The sequence below is a fragment of the Luteimonas abyssi genome, assembly GCF_001482195.1.
Taxonomy (GTDB): Bacteria; Pseudomonadota; Gammaproteobacteria; order Xanthomonadales; family Xanthomonadaceae; genus Luteimonas; species Luteimonas abyssi.
Genome location: NZ_KQ759763.1, coordinates 2,316,267 through 2,336,314 on the forward strand (window position 1 = coordinate 2,316,267; position 20,048 = coordinate 2,336,314).

General features: G+C 69.7%; 18 protein-coding genes and 1 pseudogene. 7 read left to right on the plus strand and 12 right to left on the minus strand.

Annotation, left to right across the window (positions count from 1 at the left end):
• Positions 1-3 precede the first annotated feature (3 nt).
• Positions 4-1,002, minus strand: coding sequence for a bifunctional riboflavin kinase/FAD synthetase (locus RG19_RS09760; RefSeq protein WP_082672593.1), 999 nt, complete (start codon positions 1,000-1,002; stop codon positions 4-6).
• Positions 1,003-1,111: 109 nt separating this feature from the next.
• Positions 1,112-2,728 (minus strand): murein biosynthesis integral membrane protein MurJ, encoded by a 1,617-nt coding sequence (murJ, locus tag RG19_RS09765; protein WP_082672594.1) that lies wholly within the window; start codon positions 2,726-2,728, stop codon positions 1,112-1,114.
• A gap of 200 nt (positions 2,729-2,928) precedes the next feature.
• Between murJ and rpsT the strand changes: the two genes are divergently transcribed.
• Positions 2,929-3,198 (plus strand): 30S ribosomal protein S20, encoded by a 270-nt coding sequence (gene rpsT, locus RG19_RS09770; RefSeq protein ID WP_058835108.1) that lies wholly within the window; start codon positions 2,929-2,931, stop codon positions 3,196-3,198.
• A gap of 397 nt (positions 3,199-3,595) precedes the next feature.
• Here rpsT and cgtA read toward each other — a convergent pair whose 3' ends face one another.
• From cgtA to rplU, 3 genes are all read right to left on the minus strand, one after another.
• On the minus strand, positions 3,596-4,642 hold the full coding sequence (gene cgtA / locus RG19_RS09775) for an Obg family GTPase CgtA (RefSeq protein WP_058835109.1): 1,047 nt from the start codon (positions 4,640-4,642) through the stop codon (positions 3,596-3,598).
• Positions 4,643-5,287: 645 nt separating this feature from the next.
• Positions 5,288-5,548: a 50S ribosomal protein L27 gene (rpmA, locus tag RG19_RS09780; protein WP_058835110.1), complete on the minus strand. Its 261-nt coding sequence runs from the start codon at positions 5,546-5,548 to the stop codon at positions 5,288-5,290.
• 12 nt (positions 5,549-5,560) lie between these two features.
• Entirely contained in the window at positions 5,561-5,881 is a 321-nt protein-coding gene (gene rplU, locus RG19_RS09785) for a 50S ribosomal protein L21 (RefSeq protein WP_058835111.1), read from the minus strand.
• A 279-nt stretch (positions 5,882-6,160) separates the two neighbouring features.
• Here rplU and uvrA point away from each other — a divergent pair, with 279 nt between their 5' ends.
• Together uvrA and RG19_RS09795 are read left to right on the plus strand one after the other, a co-directional pair.
• Positions 6,161-9,166: an excinuclease ABC subunit UvrA gene (gene uvrA / locus RG19_RS09790; RefSeq protein WP_058835112.1), complete on the plus strand. Its 3,006-nt coding sequence runs from the start codon at positions 6,161-6,163 to the stop codon at positions 9,164-9,166.
• 50 nt (positions 9,167-9,216) lie between these two features.
• Positions 9,217-9,624, plus strand: coding sequence for an acyl-CoA thioesterase (locus RG19_RS09795; RefSeq protein WP_058835113.1), 408 nt, complete (start codon positions 9,217-9,219; stop codon positions 9,622-9,624).
• Between the two features lie 786 nt (positions 9,625-10,410).
• Here the strand turns inward: RG19_RS09795 and RG19_RS09800 are convergent.
• The 3 genes from RG19_RS09800 to RG19_RS09810 all read right to left on the minus strand — a co-directional run bounded on the left by RG19_RS09800 (position 10,411) and on the right by RG19_RS09810 (position 12,496).
• Positions 10,411-11,250, minus strand: a complete 840-nt coding sequence (locus tag RG19_RS09800; RefSeq protein WP_058836534.1) for a DUF4097 family beta strand repeat-containing protein — start codon at positions 11,248-11,250, stop codon at positions 10,411-10,413.
• A gap of 101 nt (positions 11,251-11,351) precedes the next feature.
• Positions 11,352-11,921: a hypothetical protein gene (locus RG19_RS09805; RefSeq protein ID WP_058835114.1), complete on the minus strand. Its 570-nt coding sequence runs from the start codon at positions 11,919-11,921 to the stop codon at positions 11,352-11,354.
• Positions 11,918-12,496 carry an RNA polymerase sigma factor gene (locus RG19_RS09810; protein WP_058835115.1) on the minus strand — a complete coding sequence of 193 codons (579 nt, stop codon included), beginning with the start codon at positions 12,494-12,496 and terminating at the stop codon, positions 11,918-11,920. The genes RG19_RS09805 and RG19_RS09810 overlap by 4 nt, the downstream gene beginning before the upstream one ends.
• 162 nt (positions 12,497-12,658) lie before the next feature.
• On the opposite strand from RG19_RS09810, the gene RG19_RS09815 reads away from it, so the two are divergent.
• A complete protein-coding gene (locus RG19_RS09815; protein ID WP_058836535.1) occupies positions 12,659-13,420 on the plus strand; it encodes an enoyl-CoA hydratase/isomerase family protein in 762 nt (253 codons plus the stop codon).
• A gap of 32 nt (positions 13,421-13,452) precedes the next feature.
• On the opposite strand, the gene RG19_RS09820 is transcribed toward RG19_RS09815, so the two are convergent.
• The 3 genes and pseudogenes from RG19_RS09820 to RG19_RS09835 all read right to left on the minus strand — a co-directional run bounded on the left by RG19_RS09820 (position 13,453) and on the right by RG19_RS09835 (position 16,091).
• Entirely contained in the window at positions 13,453-14,415 is a 963-nt protein-coding gene (locus tag RG19_RS09820; RefSeq protein ID WP_058835116.1) for a sulfurtransferase, read from the minus strand.
• Positions 14,412-15,241: pseudogene (locus RG19_RS09825) on the minus strand (NUDIX hydrolase). Before RG19_RS09825 ends, RG19_RS09820 begins: the two are co-directional and overlap by 4 nt.
• Positions 15,242-15,389: 148 nt before the next feature.
• Positions 15,390-16,091 (minus strand): FKBP-type peptidyl-prolyl cis-trans isomerase N-terminal domain-containing protein, encoded by a 702-nt coding sequence (locus tag RG19_RS09835; protein ID WP_058835119.1) that lies wholly within the window; start codon positions 16,089-16,091, stop codon positions 15,390-15,392.
• Positions 16,092-16,307: 216 nt separating this feature from the next.
• Between RG19_RS09835 and RG19_RS09840 the strand changes: the two genes are divergently transcribed.
• From RG19_RS09840 to nth, 3 genes are all read left to right on the plus strand, one after another.
• Entirely contained in the window at positions 16,308-17,090 is a 783-nt protein-coding gene (locus RG19_RS09840) for an enoyl-CoA hydratase/isomerase family protein (RefSeq protein ID WP_058835120.1), read from the plus strand.
• A gap of 19 nt (positions 17,091-17,109) precedes the next feature.
• The gene (locus tag RG19_RS09845) at positions 17,110-17,487 is read left to right on the plus strand and encodes a hypothetical protein (protein ID WP_058835121.1); all 378 of its coding nucleotides are present in this window, start codon (positions 17,110-17,112) and stop codon (positions 17,485-17,487) included.
• A 143-nt stretch (positions 17,488-17,630) separates the two neighbouring features.
• Positions 17,631-18,311: an endonuclease III gene (nth, locus tag RG19_RS09850; RefSeq protein WP_058835122.1), complete on the plus strand. Its 681-nt coding sequence runs from the start codon at positions 17,631-17,633 to the stop codon at positions 18,309-18,311.
• Between the two features lie 232 nt (positions 18,312-18,543).
• Here nth and RG19_RS09855 read toward each other — a convergent pair whose 3' ends face one another.
• Positions 18,544-19,851, minus strand: a complete 1,308-nt coding sequence (locus tag RG19_RS09855) for a porin (protein ID WP_058835123.1) — start codon at positions 19,849-19,851, stop codon at positions 18,544-18,546.
• Positions 19,852-20,048: the final 197 nt, after the last annotated feature.

A 20,048-nucleotide genomic window follows, 5' to 3' on the forward strand; every position in this document is an offset into this window, starting at 1 on the left:
CCTTCATGGCGTTTCGGTGTGGGAGGGGCCGCCCGCGACATCGTCGGCGGACATCAGGGGTCGGGCCAGCGGGGGACGGGTCAGCAGCGCGCGCGCCTGTGCGGCATCGCGATCCATCTGCACGACCAGACTGTCCAGATCGGGAAACTTTTCCTCGTCGCGCAGTCGGGCGACGAACTCGACCTCGATCCGGCGCCCGTAGAGGTCGCCGTCGAAGTCGAACAGGTGCGCCTCGAGCAACGGTTCGACGCCATCGACCGTGGGCCGGGTGCCGAAACTCGACACCGACGCACGCGGCGCATTCCCGACGCCGTGGACCCAGGTCGCATAGATGCCGCGCAACGCCGGCACCTTGCCGCCGAAGCGCAGGTTGGCGGTGGGATAGCCGAGCGTACGCCCCAGCTGGCGCCCGTGCACCACACGCCCGGAAATCGAATACGGGCGTCCGAGCAGCCGCGCGGCATGAGCGAAGTCGCCCGCCCTCAGGGCCTGCCGGATCGCCGTGCTCGACACCCGCTCGCCCTCGTGCAGCAGCGGTGCGATCTCGCCGGCACCGAAGCCCAGCGTGCGGCCCATGTCCTGCAACAGGGCGAGATCGCCGCCACGACGGTGACCGAAGCGGAAACCTGGACCCACCCAGACCTCGCGCGCGCCGAGCCGGCCGACCAGGACCTCGCGCACGAAATCCTCCGCGCTCATCGCCGCCATCGCGGCGTCGAAGCGCAGCAGTCCCACGGTGGACGCGCCCAGCGCCAGCAGTCCCTCGGCCCTCGCCCGCGGCAACATCAATCGCGGCGGCGGCAGGTCGGCGCCGAAGAACTCGCGCGGCAACGGCTCGAAACTCAATGCGACCGGCGCCACGCCGAAATCGCGGGCACGCGCGACGGCCTGCCGCACCAGCGCGCGATGACCCGGGTGCAGGCCGTCGAAAGCGCCGATGCAGACCACGCTGCCGCCCGGACACACCGGGCCGCCGTCGACGTCGCGAAATAGCCTGCTCATAAGAGCCCGGCAGTATAAGGCCTGCCCGCGGTCCCGAGGCGGCGCGCCGCCTTCCTGCGCCGGACGCACCCTGGAGATCGGGCGCGCACCCTCCACAGGCGCCGACCGCTCAATGCCGCAGGTGCCGGGGCCGAAGCCCGAACAGCGCCAGCGTCAGCAGATAGCAGACCGCCCCTGCCGCGATCGACACACCCAGCCAGCCGATGCGTGCCAGCGGCCCATCGATCGCCGTCCACGCCCCGATGCCGTACCGCACCGCCAGCACCACCGCACTCATGACCAGGCTCGCCGCGCCCATCTGCAGCAGGAACCGCGCCCAGCCCGCCTCCGGGCGGTACAGGCCGGAACGCCGCAGCGCGCGCCACAACAGGACCGCATTGAGCATCCCGGCCAGCGCGGTCGCCAGCGCGATGCCGCCGTGGGCGCCGTCCACGGCGCCCAGCCACAGCGGCGTGGTGATCGCGACCGTCAGCACGATGTTGGCGACCACCGTCCATATCGCCGCGCGCATCGGGGTCTTCGTGTCCTGGCGGGCGAAGAAGGCCGGCGCCAGCACCTTGGTCAGCATGAAGGCCGGTACGCCGAGGCTCATGGCGCTCAGGCTGACCGCCGCCATGCGGGTATCGAACGCGGTGAACTGGCCGTAGTTGAAGACGGTCGCGGTGATCGGTTCCGCCAGCAGCAGCAGGCCCAGACCGGCCGGCACACCGGCCAGCAAGGCCATGCGCAACCCCCAGTCGAGCGAGGCGTTGTAACCGGCGACATCTTCGGCGGCATGCCGGCGCGACAGATGCGGCAGGATCACCGTGCCCAGGGCGACGCCGAACAGGCCCAGCGGAAATTCGATCAGGCGGTCCGAGTAGTACAGCCAGTCCACACTGCCGGCCGCCAGCATCGAGGCGAACGCGGTCCCGACGATCAGGTTGATCTGCGCCACCGAGGACGAAAACAGCGTCGGCAGCATCAGCCGCCCGACCTTGCGCACTTCCGGATGCGAGAACCCCGGGCGCAACCGGGGTCGCAGCCCCAACCGCCCCAGCGACGGCCACAGCAGCGCCAGCTGCAGCACTCCGGCGATCAGCACACCCCAGGCCAGGCCTTCCGGCGGCACGTCGAAGCGCGGCGCCAGCCACACCATCGCGGCGATCATGGTGAGGTTGTGCAGGACCGGAGTGAACGCCGGCAGCCCGAACCGGCCATGACTGTTCAGGATCGACGCCGCCAACGACATCATCGAGATGAACAGCAGATAGGGGAATGTGATTCGCAACATCTGCGCGGTCTGCGCCAGCAACTCCGGCTGCTCCGCCCAGCCGGGTGCGAACAGGCGCGCGATCCACGGCGCGGCCAGCATGCCGAGCGCACAGACCATCAACACCACCGCGCACAGCGCACCGGCCATGTGGTCGACGAAGGATTTCAGCGCCGCGCGATCGCCGCGCTCCTTGATCTCGTTGAGCACGGGCACGAACGCCATCGCCATCGAGCCCTCCGCGAACACCCGGCGCAGGAAATTCGGCACACGGTAGGCGACGATGAAGGCGCTCATCGCACCACCGGTGCCGAACAGGGTCGCCTGCAGCATGTCGCGGGCGAAGCCTGCGATCCGGGACAGCAAGGTCATGCCGCTGAAGACCGCGGTCGAACGCAGCAGGCCGCGCCGGCCGGAGGACGCACCAGTCCGTGTGGATGGCGTCGAGTCGGCGCCGGGTTCGGGCGTGCTCATGCGTGCTGCCCCCATACCGCGAGGCTGCAACCTGAACGGGTAGCGGCGCCATCGCTCGCGTTCTCGCGCCCTTGACGTCGCCCCAGGTTGACCCGCACGCGTTGACCCCCCATAATTTCCGGCTCGTTTGTCAAGAGCGCCGGACGCTTCCGGGCGCCGACACCCCAGCCTCCGTCACTCCCAGTTTCCAGGATTCCATCGTGGCCAACATCAAGTCCGCAAAGAAGCGCGCCAAGCAAACCGTCGTGCGCAACCAGCGCAACGCCAGCCAGCGTTCCATGCTGCGCACCTACGTCAAGAAGGTCATCAAGGCCCTCGACGCCAACGACGCATCGGCCGCACAGGAGGCGTTCAACGCCGCCCAGCCGATCCTCGACCGTTTCAGTGCCCGTGGCCTGATCCACAAGAACAAGGCCGCCCGTCACAAGAGCCGCCTGACCGCCCGCATCAAGGCGCTCAAGGCTGCCTGAGGTCGGTCGCCCAGGTGTCGCGAGAAACCCGGCTCCGGCCGGGTTTTTTGTGCCCGGACAACCGACCCAAGACACCCCGCGCCCGCACAGCGCCGGCACCTGCAATCCTGCCAGCGCCTGCGCGGCACGCTTGCCCCCCTGCCGCCCGCGGGAGAGGAGTTGGGGTGAGGGCCGCGGCGTGCGGCGTCGCTCGAACAGCGCCCTCATCCGCCCTGCGGGCACCTTCTCCCGCGAGCGGGAGAAGGGAAGCGATCCAGCACCATCGCCCCTCTCCTGCCTGCGGGAGAGGGGTTGGGGTGAGGGCCCCGACGCGCGGCACGGCGCGAACAGCACCTCATCCGCCTTGCAGGCACCTGCTCCCGCGTTCGGGAGAAGCAAGATGCGCCTCTCCCGCGCCTCAGACGCCCTCGGCATCCGCCGCTTCCGCCGCCAGGCGCGCCTGCTCGTCGATCTCCGCCTGCACCCGGCGCATCACGTCACGGGTGCCCTCGTGGGCCAGACCCGAAATCAGGAACCACGGCGCCTGCCAGCCCAGCGCCTCGACGATGCGCCGCGCCTCGGCCTGCGCATCGTCGGCCGGCATCAGGTCGGCCTTGTTGATCAGCAGCCAGCGCGGCTTGTCGAGCAGGCCGGCATCGAACTTGCCCAGTTCGCGCTCGATCGCACGCACCTGGTCGACCGGGTCGCTGCCATCGAGCGGCTGGATCTCGGTGAGATGCAGCAGCAGGCGCGTGCGCTGGATATGACGCAGGAACAACGCCCCCAGGCCGGCACCGTCGGCCGCACCCTCGATCAACCCCGGGATGTCGGCCACCACGAAACTGCGATGCGGCTCGGTGCTGACCACGCCGAGGTTCGGATAGAGCGTGGTGAACGGATAGTCCGCGACCTTCGGCGTCGCCGCCGACACCGCGCGGATCAGGGTGCTCTTGCCGGCGTTGGGGAAGCCCAGCAGGCCGACATCGGCCAGCAGCTTCAGCTCCAGCCGCAGCAGGCGCTCCTCGCCCTCCTCGCCCGGGGTCGCCTTGCGCGGCGCACGGTTGACCGAGCTCTTGAAGTGCATGTTGCCCAGTCCGCCGCGGCCGCCCTGCGCCACCAACAGGCGCTGACCGTGCGCGGTGAGATCGCCGATGGTCTCGTCGGTGCCGACGTTGATCACCACGGTGCCGACCGGCACGGTGACGACGAGGTCCTCGCCGCCCTTGCCGTACATCTGCCGGCCCATGCCGTTCTCGCCGCGCTGCGCGTGGAAGCGCGTCTCGTGGCGGAAGTCGACCAGGGTGTTGAGGTTCTCGTCGGCCTGCAGCCAGACGCTGCCACCGTTGCCGCCATCGCCGCCGTCCGGGCCGCCGAGCGGGATGAACTTCTCGCGCCGGAATCCGATGCAGCCGTTGCCACCCCGGCCGGCGGTGACGGTGATTTCGGCTTCGTCGACGAGTTTCATGACCTGGGTGCTCGATGTGTAATGGACGGTGGGGTGGCGCGTGAAACGGATGGAGCGCGAATGGTCCCGCGCGCGGCGGCCAGTCTAACCGGCCCGCGCATGCGGCCGCCGGCATATGTGTCGCGACAAACCGGTGCCCGATTTCGGATCGGGCTCCGTGGCTGAACACGAAAAAGAAAAGGTGCTTCCCTCAAACGCGGACGCTCGGGATGACAGCAGGTGAGCGCGTGGGCTTCGGCAGGTACGGCGCCGAGACCGGGGCATGCTCCTCGTCTCGGTCGGCCATCCATGGCTGACTCGCCGCCGCAGACCATCCATAGCCTGCTCTCCGCATACCCCGGCCCCGACGCCGCGTCGGCCAATCACTGGCGCGGTCTCTGTTGCCGCTGACGACCGAAGCGTCGCCATGGACGTCGAGGTGAGCCGCGTCCAGGCGGCCGGGTATCGCGTCCAGCGCGCCATGGACGGCGCGCGCCCGAGTCAGGGCAGGATGCCCTGTCGAGGGAAGAGCGATGCCCGGCCGCCTGGGCGCGGCGTCCCAAAGAAACCGACGCAACCCGCGCCGCCCGCGGGCCGAACGACCCGGCGAAGGACCAAAGAAAAGCCCCGCCGGAGCGGGGCTTTTCCGGAACTGCATCGCGCGGATCAGGCCGCGTCGACGACGCTCACGGTGCGACGCTTCTTCGGACCCTTGACCGCGAACTCGACCTTGCCGTCGACCAACGCGAACAGCGTGTGGTCGCGGCCCAGGCCCACGCCCGGACCCGGATGGAACTGGGTGCCGCGCTGGCGGACGATGATGTTGCCGGCCTCGATGGCCTGGCCGCCGAAGATCTTGACGCCGAGGTACTTCGGGTTGGAGTCGCGGCCGTTGCGCGAGGAACCTACGCCCTTCTTGTGTGCCATGACTGCTGCTCCTTACTTCTTGTCGCCGGCGTTGATGCCGGTGATCTCGATTTCGGTGTAATGCTGCCGGTGACCCTGGCGCTTCATGTGGTGCTTGCGGCGGCGGAACTTGATGATGCGGATCTTGTCGGCGCGGCCGTGGGCCTTGACGGTGGCCGCGACGGTGGCACCCTTGAGGGCGTCGCCGAGGGTCACACCTTCGCCGTCGCCGAGCATGAGCACGTTGTCGAACGTGACCTCGTTGCCGGCTTCGATGTCGAGCTTCTCGACGCGGAGCGTCTCGCCCGACATCACGCGGTATTGCTTACCGCCAGTGACGATAACTGCGTACATGACCAATGCTTCCTTTGGTAGTTATTGTGGTCGCTGTCGGCATCGAGGCCGGACAGAAGCGGAATTCTAGGCCTTTCAGTCAGTTACGGTCAAGTCGCCCCCGGACCTGTCTCAATCCGCGAGACGGCCCCCGGTCAGCATCCCCCCGGCGCTGGAGATTCCGGCGTTTGCCCCCATCACGGGGGCTTCGGTAGGCTGCCCGATTGGCTTTCCGCCCCGGCCGTACGACCCCCCACCTTCCCGGCCCGGCCAGCCGGACGACCCCGGATTCCCGACCCGATGGCGATGGACTACATCCGCATCCGCGGTGCCCGTACCCACAACCTCAAGAACATCGATCTCGACCTGCCGCGCGACAAGCTGATCGTGATCACCGGCCTGTCCGGCTCCGGCAAGTCGTCGCTGGCGTTCGACACCATCTACGCCGAGGGCCAGCGCCGCTACGTGGAGTCGCTGTCGGCCTACGCCCGGCAGTTCCTCAGCGTGATGGAGAAGCCCGACATCGATCACATCGAGGGGTTGAGCCCGGCGATCTCGATCGAACAGAAGTCGACCTCGCACAATCCGCGCTCGACCGTCGGCACCATCACCGAGATCTACGACTACCTGCGCCTGCTCTACGCGCGCGTCGGCATCCCGCGCTGCCCGGACCACGGTTACCCGCTGGAAGCGCAGACGGTGAGCCAGATGGTGGACCACGTGCTGACCCTTGGCGCCACCGATGAAGGCCGCGACCAGCGCTGGATGCTGCTGGCGCCGGTGGTGCGCGAGCGCAAGGGCGAGCACGCCCAGATCTTCGAACAACTCCGCGCGCAGGGTTACGTGCGCGTGCGCGTCGACGGCGAGGTCTACGAGATCGACGCGGTGCCGACGTTGGCGCTGCGGCAGAAGCACACCATCGAGGCGGTGATCGACCGCTTCAAGGTGCGCGACGACATCAAACAGCGCCTGGCCGAATCCTTCGAGACCGCGCTCAAGCTCGGCGACGGCATGGCCGCGGTGCGCTCGCTCGACGCGCCCGACGCCGATCCGGTGCTGTTCTCTTCGCGCTACAGCTGCCCGGTGTGCGACTACTCGCTGCCCGAGCTCGAACCGCGCCTGTTCTCGTTCAACTCGCCGGTCGGCGCCTGCCCGACCTGCGACGGCCTGGGCGTGAGCCAGTATTTCGACCCGGCGCGTGTGGTCGTGCATCCCGAACTGTCGCTGGCCGCCGGCGCGGTGCGCGGCTGGGACCGCCGCAACCATTACTACTTCCAGCTCATCGCCTCGCTCGCCAAGCACTATCGCTTCGACGTCGACACCCCGTGGCAGGACCTCGGCGAGAAGGCCCGCCAGGCGGTGCTGTACGGCAGCGGCGACGAGGTCATCAGCTTCACGTACTACACCGAGTCAGGCAGCCGCAGCCAGCGCAAGCACCGCTTCGAGGGGATCATTCCCAATCTCGAGCGCCGCTACCGCGAGACCGAGTCCGGCGCGGTGCGCGAGGAACTGGCCAAGTACATCAGCGACCGTCCCTGCACCGACTGCGACGGCGCGCGTCTGAACCGCTCGGCGCGCAACGTGTTCGTCGCCGACCGTCCGCTGCCCGACATCGTGGTCCTGCCGATCGGCGATGCGCTGGCGTTCTTCGGCCAGATGACCCTGCCCGGCTGGCGCGGCGAGATCGCGGCGAAGATCGTCAAGGAGATCCGAGAGCGGCTGAGCTTCCTGGTCGACGTGGGCCTCGACTACCTCACCCTGGAGCGCAAGGCCGACAGCCTGTCCGGCGGCGAGGCGCAGCGCATCCGCCTGGCCTCGCAGATCGGCGCCGGCCTGGTGGGCGTGATGTACGTGCTCGACGAGCCGTCGATCGGCCTGCACCAGCGCGACAACGAGCGCCTGCTGGAGACGCTGACCCGCCTGCGCGACCTCGGCAACACGGTGATCGTGGTCGAGCACGACGAGGACGCGATCCGCCTGGCCGACCACATCGTCGACATCGGCCCCGGTGCCGGCGTGCACGGCGGCGAAGTGGTCGCCGAAGGCAGCTACGACGACGTGATCGCCGCGCCGCGCTCGCTGACCGGCCAGTACCTGTCCGGCAGGAAGAAGATCGAGATTCCCGCCCAGCGCCACAAGGCCAACGCCAAGATGGTGCTCAAGCTCAAGGGCGCCTCGGGCAACAACCTGCACGACGTTGACCTGAAGATCCCGTCCGGGCTGTTCACCGCGATCACCGGCGTGTCCGGCTCGGGCAAGTCGACGCTGATCAACGACACCTTGTACGCGCTGGCCGCGAACGAGATCAACGGCGCCTCGCACACGCCCGCTCCGCATCGCGAGATCGAGGGGCTGGACCTGTTCGACAAGGTGGTCGACATCGACCAGTCGCCGATCGGCCGCACCCCACGCTCGAACCCGGCCACCTACACCGGCCTGTTCACCCCGCTGCGCGAACTGTTCGCACAGGTGCCGGAGGCGCGTGCGCGCGGTTACTCGCCCGGGCGCTTCAGCTTCAACGTGCGCGGCGGCCGCTGCGAGGCCTGCCAGGGCGACGGCCTGATCAAGGTGGAGATGCACTTCCTGCCCGACGTCTACGTGCCCTGCGACGTCTGTGCCGGCAAGCGCTACAACCGCGAGACGCTGGAGATCCTCTACAAGGGCCACAGCGTGCACGACGTGCTCGACATGACCGTCGAGGACGCGCTGGAGCTGTTCCAGCCGGTGCCGGCGATCGCGCGCAAGCTCGAGACCCTGGTCGACGTGGGCCTGGGCTACATCCGCCTCGGCCAGCCGGCGACCACGCTGTCGGGCGGCGAGGCGCAACGCGTCAAACTGTCGAAGGAGCTCTCGCGCCGCGACACCGGGCGCACCCTGTACATCCTCGACGAACCCACCACCGGCCTGCACTTCCACGACATCGAGCACCTGCTGGCGGTGCTGCACAAGCTGCGCGACGACGGCAACACCGTGGTGGTGATCGAGCACAACCTCGATGTGATCAAGACCGCGGACTGGATCGTCGACCTGGGCCCCGAAGGCGGCCATCGCGGCGGCCGGATCATCGCGGAAGGCACGCCCGAGCAGGTGGCGGCGATACCGGGCTCCTACACCGGCCAGTTCCTGGCGCGGATGCTGCCCGCAACCGGCGCCGACGCGCACAGCGAGACCGCGCCGGCTGCCGACGCCTCGGCGACCCGCGCCCGGTCAGCGACACCACCCGCCGCCAGGCCGGCCAAGGCCGCAGCCAAGAAGACGGCCACCCGGAAAACCGCGAAGAAGACCGCCACCCGCCGCAGCCGATGAAGCCCAGGGTGCCCACCGTCCCACCCCCGACCCGAGCCCCGACCAAGCCGATGAGCGACGCCCCCAAACCCCTGTTCCGCATGCCGATCGCGCTGCGCTGGCGCGACCTCGACGCGTTCAATCACGTCAACAACTCGAACTTCATGACCTATCTCGAAGAGGCGCGGATCCGCTGGTTCGAGTCGCTCGACGAGGACTGGGTCACCGAAACCACCGCGCCGCTGCTGGCCGCGGTGCAGATGAACTACAAGGTGCCGATTCCCTATCCCGCCAACGTGGTGGTCGAACTCGCCTGCGAGCGGCTGGGCACCACCAGCGTGACGGTGTCGCATCGCATCGTCGGCGAGGACGGCACGCCGCTGTACGCCGACGGCCACGTGGTCATGGTCTGGATCGACCGCACCAGCGGCCGCCCCACTCCGCTCCCCGACGCCGTGCGCCGCGCCGCCGGGGGATGAGCCTGGACGGCGACGCGCGTGTCGTCGGGAGAGCGTAAGTCGTCAGGGATGCGTGCGTTGCACTCCGCGGGCGACGCGATGTCGCCAAGGCATCCTGGCCCACGGCGAAAGGCGCGAGATGCCCCGCTTCGTTCCGCGACGCGGCGAGCTGATGGGCCCCGCCGGAACCGGCAGCCTCCTCGCGCGAATGTCCCCCGGCCACCGCCATGCGGCGGCGGCCTCCTCCTTGATTTCGCCGAGAAGGCCACCGGTCCCGACGGGGCTTCGGCTTGCGGAGCGTGCGGTGCGCAGCCGTCGGAATGCCCTGCGGTGGGCTTTTTTATCGATGTCTTCTGGCGGATTCATCACCGATGAGGGCAGCGGACGAAAGCGACACGATCGAACGATCGTTCACCCCCCGACTTGCGAGCACAGCCCGACGCGGTAGAGCTTGAGGCGGCTGCCGGGCGTGTGGGCGTCCAGAGTCTTCGCCCCGACGATGGGGATTCACGGTCGTCCAAAACGTAAAAGGCGAGCGACCCGGTGACGACGCTCCGCGCGATCCGCAAGCCGATCCCCGTCGTGGCCGGTAGGCCGTTGCGCGAAATCAAGGAGGAGGCCGCCGCCGCATGGCGGTGGCCGGGGGACATTCGCCGCAAGGGCCTGCCGGCTACGGCGGGGCCCCTCAGGTCGAGACGAGAAGAAGCGAAGCGAGAACACCGACGCTCTTCACCGTCACCGTAACCGTTGCCAGCAATCCGCAACGGAGAGACACACCTCTTCCCGGACACGACGAGGACCGCCGCCTCAGCGCCCCAGAGACAGCCGCACGCTACCCGAGTGCGACTTGATCGACACGTCGCCGTTGCCGCTGCCGAGCTGGGTCCGCACGCTGCGCCCAGGACCGTACCGCGGCCGCTCGACCTCGCCGGCATCGGACTGGATGCCGCCGCTGAAGGACTGGATATCGAGCCGCGCGGAAGCGTTCGCCGGCAGCGTCAGCGCGGCGCGGCCGCTGACGCTTTCCATCGCCACGCGACCGCCCGGCGCCAGCGCGCGCGCGCCGACCTCCAGGCTGCCGGACACCGTCTCGGCACGCAGCCGCTCCACGCGCTCCAGTTCCAGCGCGATCGAACCCGACACCGTCTTCGCCTCGATCTCGCCCGTGATGCCGCCGCCTGCACGCACTCGGCCGCTGACGGTGTCCACCGACAGCCGGCCCGTCGTCAGGCGCGACTCGATGGCACCGCTGACGGTCGACAGCGACGCCTCCTGCGCGCGACCGGAGGCATCCAGCCGGCCGCTCACCGAGCGGGCCTGCAGGCGACGCAGGTCCGCATCGGCCATCTCGATCGACGCGCTGACCGTCGTGACCTGCAGCTCGGCCCCCTTCGGCACCCGCAGCTCGATCTCGGCAGGCGCCCCCCGCCCACTGCGCGGCTGGGCGACCTTGACGTGAATCCGGTTGCGGCTGGCGTCCACCTCCAACTCGAGATCCCGGCCAAGGCTGCCGGTGATGGCCACCTCGTCGCGATCCCAGCCCCGTACCCGCACGCTGCCGGCCACGTTCTCGACCTCGATACGTCCGCCGCTCGCGAGCGGATGGCGCTCATCCACGCGCGACTGCGCCCAGCCCAGCGCCGGCATCGCCAGCAGGCAAAGCAGCGCGAGCAGCACCGGCCACGTCGCGTGGACGCGGTTGCGCGGGACCACGTCCCTGGAAACCTGGTGGAGTCGGAGACGGATACTCATGGGGAAGTCCTCGGTGCGATGTTGAAGGCGCCGTCGAGCGACGCGAGACGGGTCAATTCGAGCCGCTGGTCGTAGGCGCGACGCAGTTGCCCGACCAGGAAACCGGCATCCGGGCTTTCGGCGATGGCGGCGTGGATGGCTTCGACACTGCGGTCGAGCTCGTCCAGCGCGGGGCGCAATTCGTCCGATGCGCGCGCGTCGGGCAAGGCGGCGATCGCGTTGCCGTATTCCGCGGCGATCGCCTCGGCCTGCGCCTCGGCGGGGGTGAGCACGGGATCGGCACCGGGCGTGTGCAGCATCGGCAGGACGGCCACCACCGCCAGAACCGCAGCCATCGCCATGCCGACACCGCCCCACCGCCGGCGGCGGCGCTGCCGGGCCGTCGCGGCTTCGGAGAGGGACGGTGCACCGGTGTGCATGCCCGTGTGCGCACCTGCAGCTCGCGGTTCGACGGCGATGCCCTGCGCCACCGCCTCCCAGACCCGGTCCGGTGGCGTCATCGCACGCGGCAGGTCGCGCAGCCTGCGCTGCAGGTCGTCGTCGCTCGGGACGTTCGGATGGGTCATGCGGGTTCTCCCAGGCGCTCACGCAACAAGCTGCGGGCGCGATGCAACTGTGCCTTGGAACTGCCGACGGCCATGTCCAGCGCCTCGGCGATTTCAGGATGGGTCCAGCCTTCGATGTCGTACAGCACCAGGACCGCACGTGCCCTGGGCGGAAGCCCCGCGATCAGGCGTTCCAGATCGAGGGCGGTGCCGGTGCAGCGCGGACGGGCGGCCAGGTCCTCGAGCGCGTCTTCGCCGTCGGCCAGGCGGTCGACATCGCCGCGACCGCGCAGTTCCATCAGCGCGGTGTTGACCGCCAGCCGCTGCAGCCAGGTGCCGAGCGCGCTTTCGAAGCGGAACCCCGGCAGCGCGCGCCAAGCCTTGAGGAAGGTTTCCTGCAGCACATCCTCGGCACGTGCGGCATGGCGGCCGCAGATGCGCCACACGACGGCATACAGCCTCGGCGCATGACGCTGGTAGATGGACGCGTACGCCGCCGCGTCGCCCGCCGCAGCGGCACGCGCCAGCGCCACGTCCTCGGCGGGGTCGAGGGGTGCGCTGGAGGCCGTGGCCGACGATGCGGTCTGTTGTGACATGCCGGGTTGGATGCGGCGGAGGGCCGAAAGGTTTAGAGCCGAGTCCGCGCGGAGCGTGCCGACGCGGGCGCGGGCGCAGTATGCCTGCCGCGGTCTGCCTTGTTGCCGCATCCATACGCCGGCGCATCTATGATGTGGCGTCCCTTCCTGTCGAGCCGCCCCATGGCCCTGATCGAGACCGCCGTCCACGAACGCATCCACGAACTCCGCCTCGCGCGCCCGCCGGTGAACGCCCTCGACCCCGCGCTGTGCGAGTCCCTGTGCGCGGCCATCGCCGGGGCCGTGGACGCCGGGGCCGACGGCCTGGTGCTGTCCGGCGGGCCGAAGGTGTTTTCCGGCGGTCTCGATGTTCCCCACCTGTTGTCGGTCCAGCGCGACCGTGCGGCCCTGCAAGCGGCCTGGACCTCGTTCTTCGACGCCGCTCGCGCCCTTGCCGGCTGCCCGGTGCCGGTGGTCGCGGCCATCGGCGGCCACGCGCCGGCCGGCGGCTGCGTGCTCGCGCTGTGCTGCGACCTGCGCATCATGGCCGCCGGCAGCTTCCGCATCGGCCTCAACGAGACCGAAGTGGGTCTGGCCCTGCCCCCCGGCATCCTGCGCCTGCTGCAACGGACCGTCGGCCTGCGCCAGGCCGAGCGTATGGGCGTCGGCGGAATGATGCTCGACGCCGACCAGGCCCTGGCCTGCGGGCTGGTCGACGAAGTCGCCGGCGTCGACGAAGTGCTGACGCGCGCGTTGGCGCATCTGCAGACGTTGGCCGCGCTGCCGCGCGCGCCGATGCTGGCCACCCGGGCCCTGGCGCGCGCCGATCTGGTCGACGCACTGGCACCCGAGGCCATCGACCTGCCGCGTATGCTCGAAAGCTGGTTCGCACCGGATGCCCAGGCGGCGCTGCAGGCCCTGGTGGCGCGGTTGGGCAAACGCTAGGTCATGCCCCGGCCTGCATCCTGACGCAGGCCTCAGGCGGATCCGGTCGCGACCGGGCGCGTGGGGTTCTCGATCCAGCCGCTCCACGATCCGGCATACAGCCGAGCGCCATCGAGACCGGCGTGCGCCATCGCCAGCAGGTGATGGCAGGCGGTCACGCCGGAACCGCACATCAGCACGGCCTGTCCGGGCTCGTGCTCGCCGAGCAGCGCCAGGAACTCCGCACGCAACACGGTCGCCGACTTGAAACGCCCTTCCTCGAGGTTCTCGGCATACGGCCGGTTCAGCGCACCCGGCACATGGCCGGCCACCCGGTCGAGCGGTTCGGTCTCGCCGCGGAAGCGCGCTGCGGCACGCGCATCTATCAGCGGCAGGCCGGCCTTCAGGTGGGCGCGAACATCGTCCGCATCCAAGGGCGGTGCGCGCCAATGCGATGTCGCCGGACGGATGGCCGGTACCGCGACGGCTGCCGGCGCGCCTGTCTCCTGCGGCAGGCCCAGTTCGCGCCAGCGCGCCCAGCCACCGTCCACCACCGCGACCTCGCGATGGCCGGAGGCTCTCAACAGGCACCACAGGCGCGCGGCCATCGCGCCGTCCCCATCGTCGTACAGCGCGACGCGCGTATCCGGTCCGATACCCCAGCCGGCGATGGTCGTCGCGAACGCGACGGGATCCGGCCAGGGATGGCGACCGGCACCGGGCCGATGCGGCCCGGACAGGTCGCGGTCGAGATGCGCATAGCGCGCGCCCGGGATGCGCGCGGTTCGCCATGCCGCCTCGCCCGTCGCCTCGACGGCCCCCGCACCCGCCGCAGGCGCGGACAGCGAGAACCTGCAGTCCACCACCACCAGCTCCGCCGGCGCCCGGCCCGTCGTCGCGCCGGCCCTCGCCGCTGAACCCTCCGCCGTCGCCCGCTGCCGCGATGCATCGAGCGCGGCATGCACCTCCTCGCAGGCGACCAGCGTCCGCCAGCTCGAAGCGGAGTGCGCGCTCATGCCGCCGCCTCCGACATCGCGGCCAGGCGCTGGCGCAAGTTGAACAGGATCGATGCGGTCACGCCCCAGATCCGGTGCGTGGTGACCAGGGGGTCGCTCCGGAACTGCAGGACCTGGCGTCGCCGGCCGTTGTAGTCGATGCCGATGCGCTCGAGGTTGGTGTCGGCGAGCAGGAACGCGAGCGGCACCTCGAACACCTCGGCGACCTCGGACGGATCCGGCCGCGGCGCGAACTCGGGCGCGATCCGCGCCACCGTCGGCAGCACCCGGAATCCGCTCACCGTCAGCAACGGATCGAGGAATCCAAGGGCCTGGACCTGGGTGCCCGGCAGGCCGATCTCTTCGTGCGCCTCGCGCAGGGCGGCGTCGAGCGCATCGCGATCGTCGGGCTCGCAGCGGCCGCCGGGAAAACTGACCTGCCCTGCGTGATGGCGCAGGCTGTCGTTGCGCAGCGTCAACACCACCCGCGGCCCGTCTTCGCGCGGCACCACCCCGACCAGCACGCCGGCGTCGGCATGCCGGCGTGCGGCCGGCAGCAGGTCGTGGACTTCGTCGAGATTCCAGCCCTCGCCCTGCGGCGGTCGCTGCAACGGATGCAGCGCGCGCGCCAGCGTATCGAACGAGAGCGACGGCGCGGTCATGTCCTAGCCGCCTCGCGCTCCGGCAAGACCACGTCCATGACGTGGGCACGTTCGGCATCGCTCATACGGGACCAGCGTGCGATCTCGTCGCCGGTGCGGTAACAGCCATCGCACAGGCCGGAGGGATCGAGCATGCAGACCCCGATGCAGGGCGTGAGCATGGGGGCGGAAGGTGGGACGCTCATCGCCTCATTCTAGTTCGTGCCCGTGTGACCGACCCGGCTGCGGGCAAAACGCCGCGTCGGCGGTCCACTCCGACCGCGCGCACCCCGGACGCAGAAACGCCGCCCGGAGGCGGCGTTTCTGCGGATCGGACGTCGGCCAGGGCGATCGTCAGTTGACGCTGACCAGCTGCACCTCGAACACCACGGCCTGGTTCGGCCCGACCGGCGACTGCGGCGTGTTGCCGTAGGCCTTGTCCGGCGGCAGCACCACTTCCCAGCGGGCACCGGTCTGCATCTGCGCCAGCGCCTCGCGCAGGCCCTCCAGCGGGATCTGGTCGATCCGCACGCTCACCGGACCGGCCTGCTGGCCTTCCTGCGCAGCGGTGGTGTCGACGAAGGTCTGGCCGGTGGTCAGGCTGCCCTTGTAGTTGATGGTGACTTCGCTGTTCGGGTTCGGGCGCGCGCCGCTGCCAGCCTCGATCACCCGGTACTGCACGCCGCCATCGAGCGCCTGCACGCCCGACTTCGAGCGGTTCTGCGCCAGGTACTGGTCGCTGCGGGTCTTGTTCTCGGTGGAGACACGCTCGAACTCCTGGCGCGCCTGGGCGAGCTGGCGCTGCTGCATGTTCTCGACCGCGCCGCGCAGCTGCTCGACCGGCACCGTGGGATCGCGCCGCGCATAACCGTCGCGAACGGCCTGGATCACGGTGTCGACGTCGATCTGCTCGCCGCTTTCGACGAGGTTGCGACCCAGGTCGTATCCGAGCGCGTAGCTCAGCTGACCCTGCTCGGTCGAGGTGTTCTGCGCCATGGCACTGCCGGCGCCGAGGGTCAGGGCCGCCAGGGAGACGGCAAGCAAACGCAACTTCATGCGGTGGATCTCCGAAATTTCGGTTGGGATTACGTCGCCGTGACCGCACGGGAAATCCGCACAGGAGCGCCACGAACGAACGCGTTAGCATAGCGGCGGCCGGGCTCAACTGCCAACGACAGCGCCCGATCTGACAGGCCGGAACGCGCCGAGTTCCCTCGACCTGCCCCGGCGTTCATCGATGTCGTCTTTCATTTAACAAAACCCGAACAAATCATGACCGAATCCCTGCTGCTGACTGCCGACCGCGGCGCCGTCCGGACCATCACCGTCAACCGGCCCGACAAGCTCAACGCGCTCAACGCCGCCACCCTCGACGCCCTGCTTGCGGCATTCGATGCGGCCGCGGCAGACGAGACGGTCCGGGTGATCGTGCTCACCGGCGCCGGCCCCAAGGCGTTCGTGGCGGGTGCCGACATCGCCGAGATGACCGACCTGCCGCCCGTGGCCGGCCGGGACTTCTCCCAGCGCGGCCAGCGCCTGATGCGGCGGATCGAAACCTTTCCCAAGCCGGTGATCGCCCGGATCAACGGCTTCGCCCTCGGCGGCGGCCTCGAACTGGCGATGGCCTGCCACCTGCGCGTCGCCGCCGACACGGCCAAGATCGGCCAGCCGGAAATCAACCTCGGCCTGATTCCCGGCTTCGGCGGCACCCAGCGTCTGCTGCGCCTGGCCGGACGCGCCGCCACGCTGGAACTGTGTCTGACCGGCAGCCCGGTCGTCGCCGACCGCGCCCTCGCCCTGGGGATCGTCAACAAGGTGGCGGCGGCCGATGCGCTGGACGAAGCCATCGATGCCCTCGCCGACCAGCTCGCCCAGGCCGCGCCGCTTGCGCTGCGCGGCATCCTCGACTGCATCCATGTCGGCGGCGAATGCGCGATGGAGGAAGGACTGGCCTACGAGACCGCGCAGTTCGGCCTGATGTTCGCGACCGACGACATGCGCGAAGGCACTCGCGCGTTTCTGGACCGTCGCAAGCCCGCCTTCGCGGGTCGCTGAGCGGCTTCGGCGTCCCGCCATGCCGGCCTCCTGCCCCGCCGCGTTGCCGACATCCGGCCTGCCCGACCCGCGCCGCCTGCTCGCACTGCTCGCCGACGACGATGTCGATGCCGCCATCGACGCCGGCCTGGCGTCGCTCGGCGACGAGGCGCTGGCACGTATGGCGCCCGACGAGGCGGCCACCCTCCGCGACGCGCGCGACCGCCTGCTGATCGCATGGGCGGCCCGCGCGCGCCACCAGGCGCGCGACGACAGGCACGCACGCCTGGCCGCCGACCGCGAGGCGAAACGACAGGCACGCACGGCCGCAGCCGCGCCTTCGGCCGGCCGGCCGGCACTGCCCCCGGCGGCAGCGGCGGCCCTGGCCCGGGCGACGGCGCGTGCCAAGGGGCGCTGACCGGTCGCCCCTGTCGGCAGACGCTCCCCTACGGCAATCGCAACCGGATCCGCACGGTCACCCATCACCCATCCGTCCCCATCCACGCAGGCCACGCGGCGGCCACGACCGTCGCCCGCCCACGCAGACGTTCCGACCTCGACATGCCGACCTCTTCACCCGCCCGCCGCCGTGGCCCCACGCTCACCCGGGCCGAGATCCGCGAGCTGTTCACCCGCCTCGCCGAACTCAATCCGAAACCCGTCACCGAACTCGAATACAGTTCGCCGTTCGAGCTGCTGGTCGCGGTCACGCTCTCGGCGCAGGCCACCGACGTCGGCGTCAACAAGGCCACCCGGCGGTTGTTCCCGGTCGCCAATACGCCTGAGGCGATCCTGGCCCTGGGCGAGGACGGCCTGAAGCGCTACATCGCCACCATCGGCCTGTTCAACGCCAAGGCCCGCAACGTGATCGCCGCCTGCCGCATGCTGGTCGAACAGCACGGCGGTGAGGTCCCGCGCGACCGCGCGTCGCTCGAAGCCCTGCCCGGCGTCGGTCGCAAGACCGCCAACGTCGTGCTCAACACCGCCTTCGGCGAACCCACGATGGCGGTGGATACGCATATCTTCCGCGTCTCGAACCGCACCGGTCTGGCGCCGGGGCGCAACGTGCGCGCGGTGGAAGACGCGCTGCTGAAGCGGGTGCCGCCCGATTTCCTGCTCGATGCGCACCATTGGCTGATCCTGCACGGGCGCTACGTGTGCAAGGCGCGCAAACCGGAATGTCCCACCTGCGTGATCCGCGATCTGTGCCGGTATCGCGACAAGACGCCTGCCGGAGACTGACGGCGACTGGCCAGCACGGCCGGCCTCGCTGGGCGCTGTCCTCGCAGCGACCGCGCTTCGATGCACCTGTTCCACCACGGCGCTACCGGGAATGCGGACCTCGCCTCAGCGATCCGGCGCGCTGCTTTCTCCGACAGGGCGGCCTTCGTTTTACCGGGGCCAGACACGCCGATGCCGCCTGCACCCCGGGGAGAGGACCGGGTCGAGGCGGCATCGGCGATCGCGCGGTGGATCAGAAGCTCAGCTGCGTACGCACGGCGAACTGATTGGTCTTGTCGCCGAGGAACTCGTTGTCGCCGCGGGTGTAGTTGAACATCATGCGGACGTTGGAATTCATGAACCAGTTGACGCCGAAGGTGGTGCTGCTGGCCTCCATGCCGGCCACGTCCTTGTTCTCGATGGTGTCGTAGCGCGCGGTCAGCTGCCACGCGCCACCCGGACCGTTCGGACGCGGCGAGTTGAACACGCCGGTGCCGACGCGGTAGGGGCGGTGTTCGCCGGTGATCGTCCAGGCGCCCATCAGATACCAGGTGTCGACATCCTGGTCGCCACCGAGCTCCTGACCGTAGGTGGCACGCGCGTACTCGGACTGGAAGAACAGCGGACCGAACGAACCGGCCGCTTCCAGGCCGATGGTGTCGATCGATTCGCCGCTGGCGCCGGTGGTGGTGGCGATGGTCTGCGACGGACCGCGGCGGCCGGCGTAGACCGCCGAAGCCGAGAAATCGGCCGACCCCTTGTTGAGGTTCTCGTGGCTGTACGACGCGCCGAAGTGCAGCGTGCTGGCGTCGTCGTTGATCGGCGCCCAGGTCGCGCGCGCCGAAGCGCCCATGCCCTCGTTGCGCGGGCCGGAGGCGCTGCGCAGGTTGAACAGGGCGGTGCCGAAGCTGTAGTTGTCGCCGCTGGTCTGATAGCCCAGACCCTGCTGGAACTGGCGACCGGCGTAGACGCCGGTGGCGCTGGCGAACGGACGCTCCATCATCAGGATCTCGTTGGAGCTGGTCATCTCCTCCATCGAGCGGTAGGGCTTGAAGTGACCGATGGTGAGCTTGCCGCCGAGCATCTCGCGGGCGATGAACACGTCGCGGAAACCGTCGGTGGTGCTACCGGCGGCGAAGTCCTGCTCCATCTTGTACTCCCAGCCCGCGGCCTTGCCGGCCAGGGTCAGGCGGGCGCGGCGGAACTCGCTGGTGCCGGTGACGTCGGCCTGGTCGCGGTCGAACGCGTAGGCATCGAAATGGATGCGCCCGCCCAGCGAGAACTCGGAGTTGCCATCGGCCGAGGTGACCCGCAGACCGCCGTTGCGCGGCTCCACCTTGACCTGCGCGCTGGACGCCGACGCAGCCGCCTGCTGCTGGGCGATGTTGATCTCGGACTGCGCGTCGCTGCGGTCTTCGAGCTCGGCCATGCGGGCCTGAAGCGCCTGCAACTGGGCCCGAAGCTCGGCGACTTCGCGGTCGCGGGCGTCCTGCGCGGCCGCGGGAAGCGCAATGCCGCCGAGCGCAACGGCGACGGAAAGCGCAAGCAGGGAAGAACGCATGGTGAGGCTCCAGATTCGGATATGGGATGTCGGCCACCGGCATTGGCGACCGCGTGAATTCGCGGTGCAAAGAGTGGGTCCGGAATCTGACCGGGACATGTTCTTTTTGTGACTCAAATATGACGCGCAGCGCCCCGGACGAGAGCGGTGCGCACGCGGTGACGGGCTCCGGCACGCCACACAACCGTCATCCCGGC

Excerpts from the sequence above, each read along its gene's own strand:
- RG19_RS09835 (WP_058835119.1), bottom strand. The coding sequence starts at position 16,091 with ATGAAGTTGCGTTTGCTTGCCGTCTCCCTGGCGGCCCTGACCCTCGGC.
- uvrA (WP_058835112.1), top strand. The coding sequence starts at position 6,161 with ATGGCGATGGACTACATCCGCATCCGCGGTGCCCGTACCCACAACCTC.
- RG19_RS09810 (WP_058835115.1), bottom strand. The coding sequence starts at position 12,496 with ATGTCACAACAGACCGCATCGTCGGCCACGGCCTCCAGCGCACCCCTC.
- cgtA (WP_058835109.1), bottom strand. The coding sequence starts at position 4,642 with ATGAAACTCGTCGACGAAGCCGAAATCACCGTCACCGCCGGCCGGGGT.
- RG19_RS09795 (WP_058835113.1), top strand. The coding sequence starts at position 9,217 with ATGAGCGACGCCCCCAAACCCCTGTTCCGCATGCCGATCGCGCTGCGC.
- RG19_RS09855 (WP_058835123.1), bottom strand. The coding sequence starts at position 19,851 with ATGCGTTCTTCCCTGCTTGCGCTTTCCGTCGCCGTTGCGCTCGGCGGC.
- RG19_RS09800 (WP_058836534.1), bottom strand. The coding sequence starts at position 11,250 with ATGCCGGCGCTGGGCTGGGCGCAGTCGCGCGTGGATGAGCGCCATCCG.
- RG19_RS09805 (WP_058835114.1), bottom strand. The coding sequence starts at position 11,921 with ATGACCCATCCGAACGTCCCGAGCGACGACGACCTGCAGCGCAGGCTG.
- nth (WP_058835122.1), top strand. The coding sequence starts at position 17,631 with ATGCCGACCTCTTCACCCGCCCGCCGCCGTGGCCCCACGCTCACCCGG.
- RG19_RS09760 (WP_082672593.1), bottom strand. The coding sequence starts at position 1,002 with ATGAGCAGGCTATTTCGCGACGTCGACGGCGGCCCGGTGTGTCCGGGC.
- rplU (WP_058835111.1), bottom strand. The coding sequence starts at position 5,881 with ATGTACGCAGTTATCGTCACTGGCGGTAAGCAATACCGCGTGATGTCG.
- RG19_RS09840 (WP_058835120.1), top strand. The coding sequence starts at position 16,308 with ATGACCGAATCCCTGCTGCTGACTGCCGACCGCGGCGCCGTCCGGACC.
- RG19_RS09845 (WP_058835121.1), top strand. The coding sequence starts at position 17,110 with ATGCCGGCCTCCTGCCCCGCCGCGTTGCCGACATCCGGCCTGCCCGAC.
- RG19_RS09820 (WP_058835116.1), bottom strand. The coding sequence starts at position 14,415 with ATGAGCGCGCACTCCGCTTCGAGCTGGCGGACGCTGGTCGCCTGCGAG.
- rpmA (WP_058835110.1), bottom strand. The coding sequence starts at position 5,548 with ATGGCACACAAGAAGGGCGTAGGTTCCTCGCGCAACGGCCGCGACTCC.
- RG19_RS09815 (WP_058836535.1), top strand. The coding sequence starts at position 12,659 with ATGGCCCTGATCGAGACCGCCGTCCACGAACGCATCCACGAACTCCGC.
- murJ (WP_082672594.1), bottom strand. The coding sequence starts at position 2,728 with ATGAGCACGCCCGAACCCGGCGCCGACTCGACGCCATCCACACGGACT.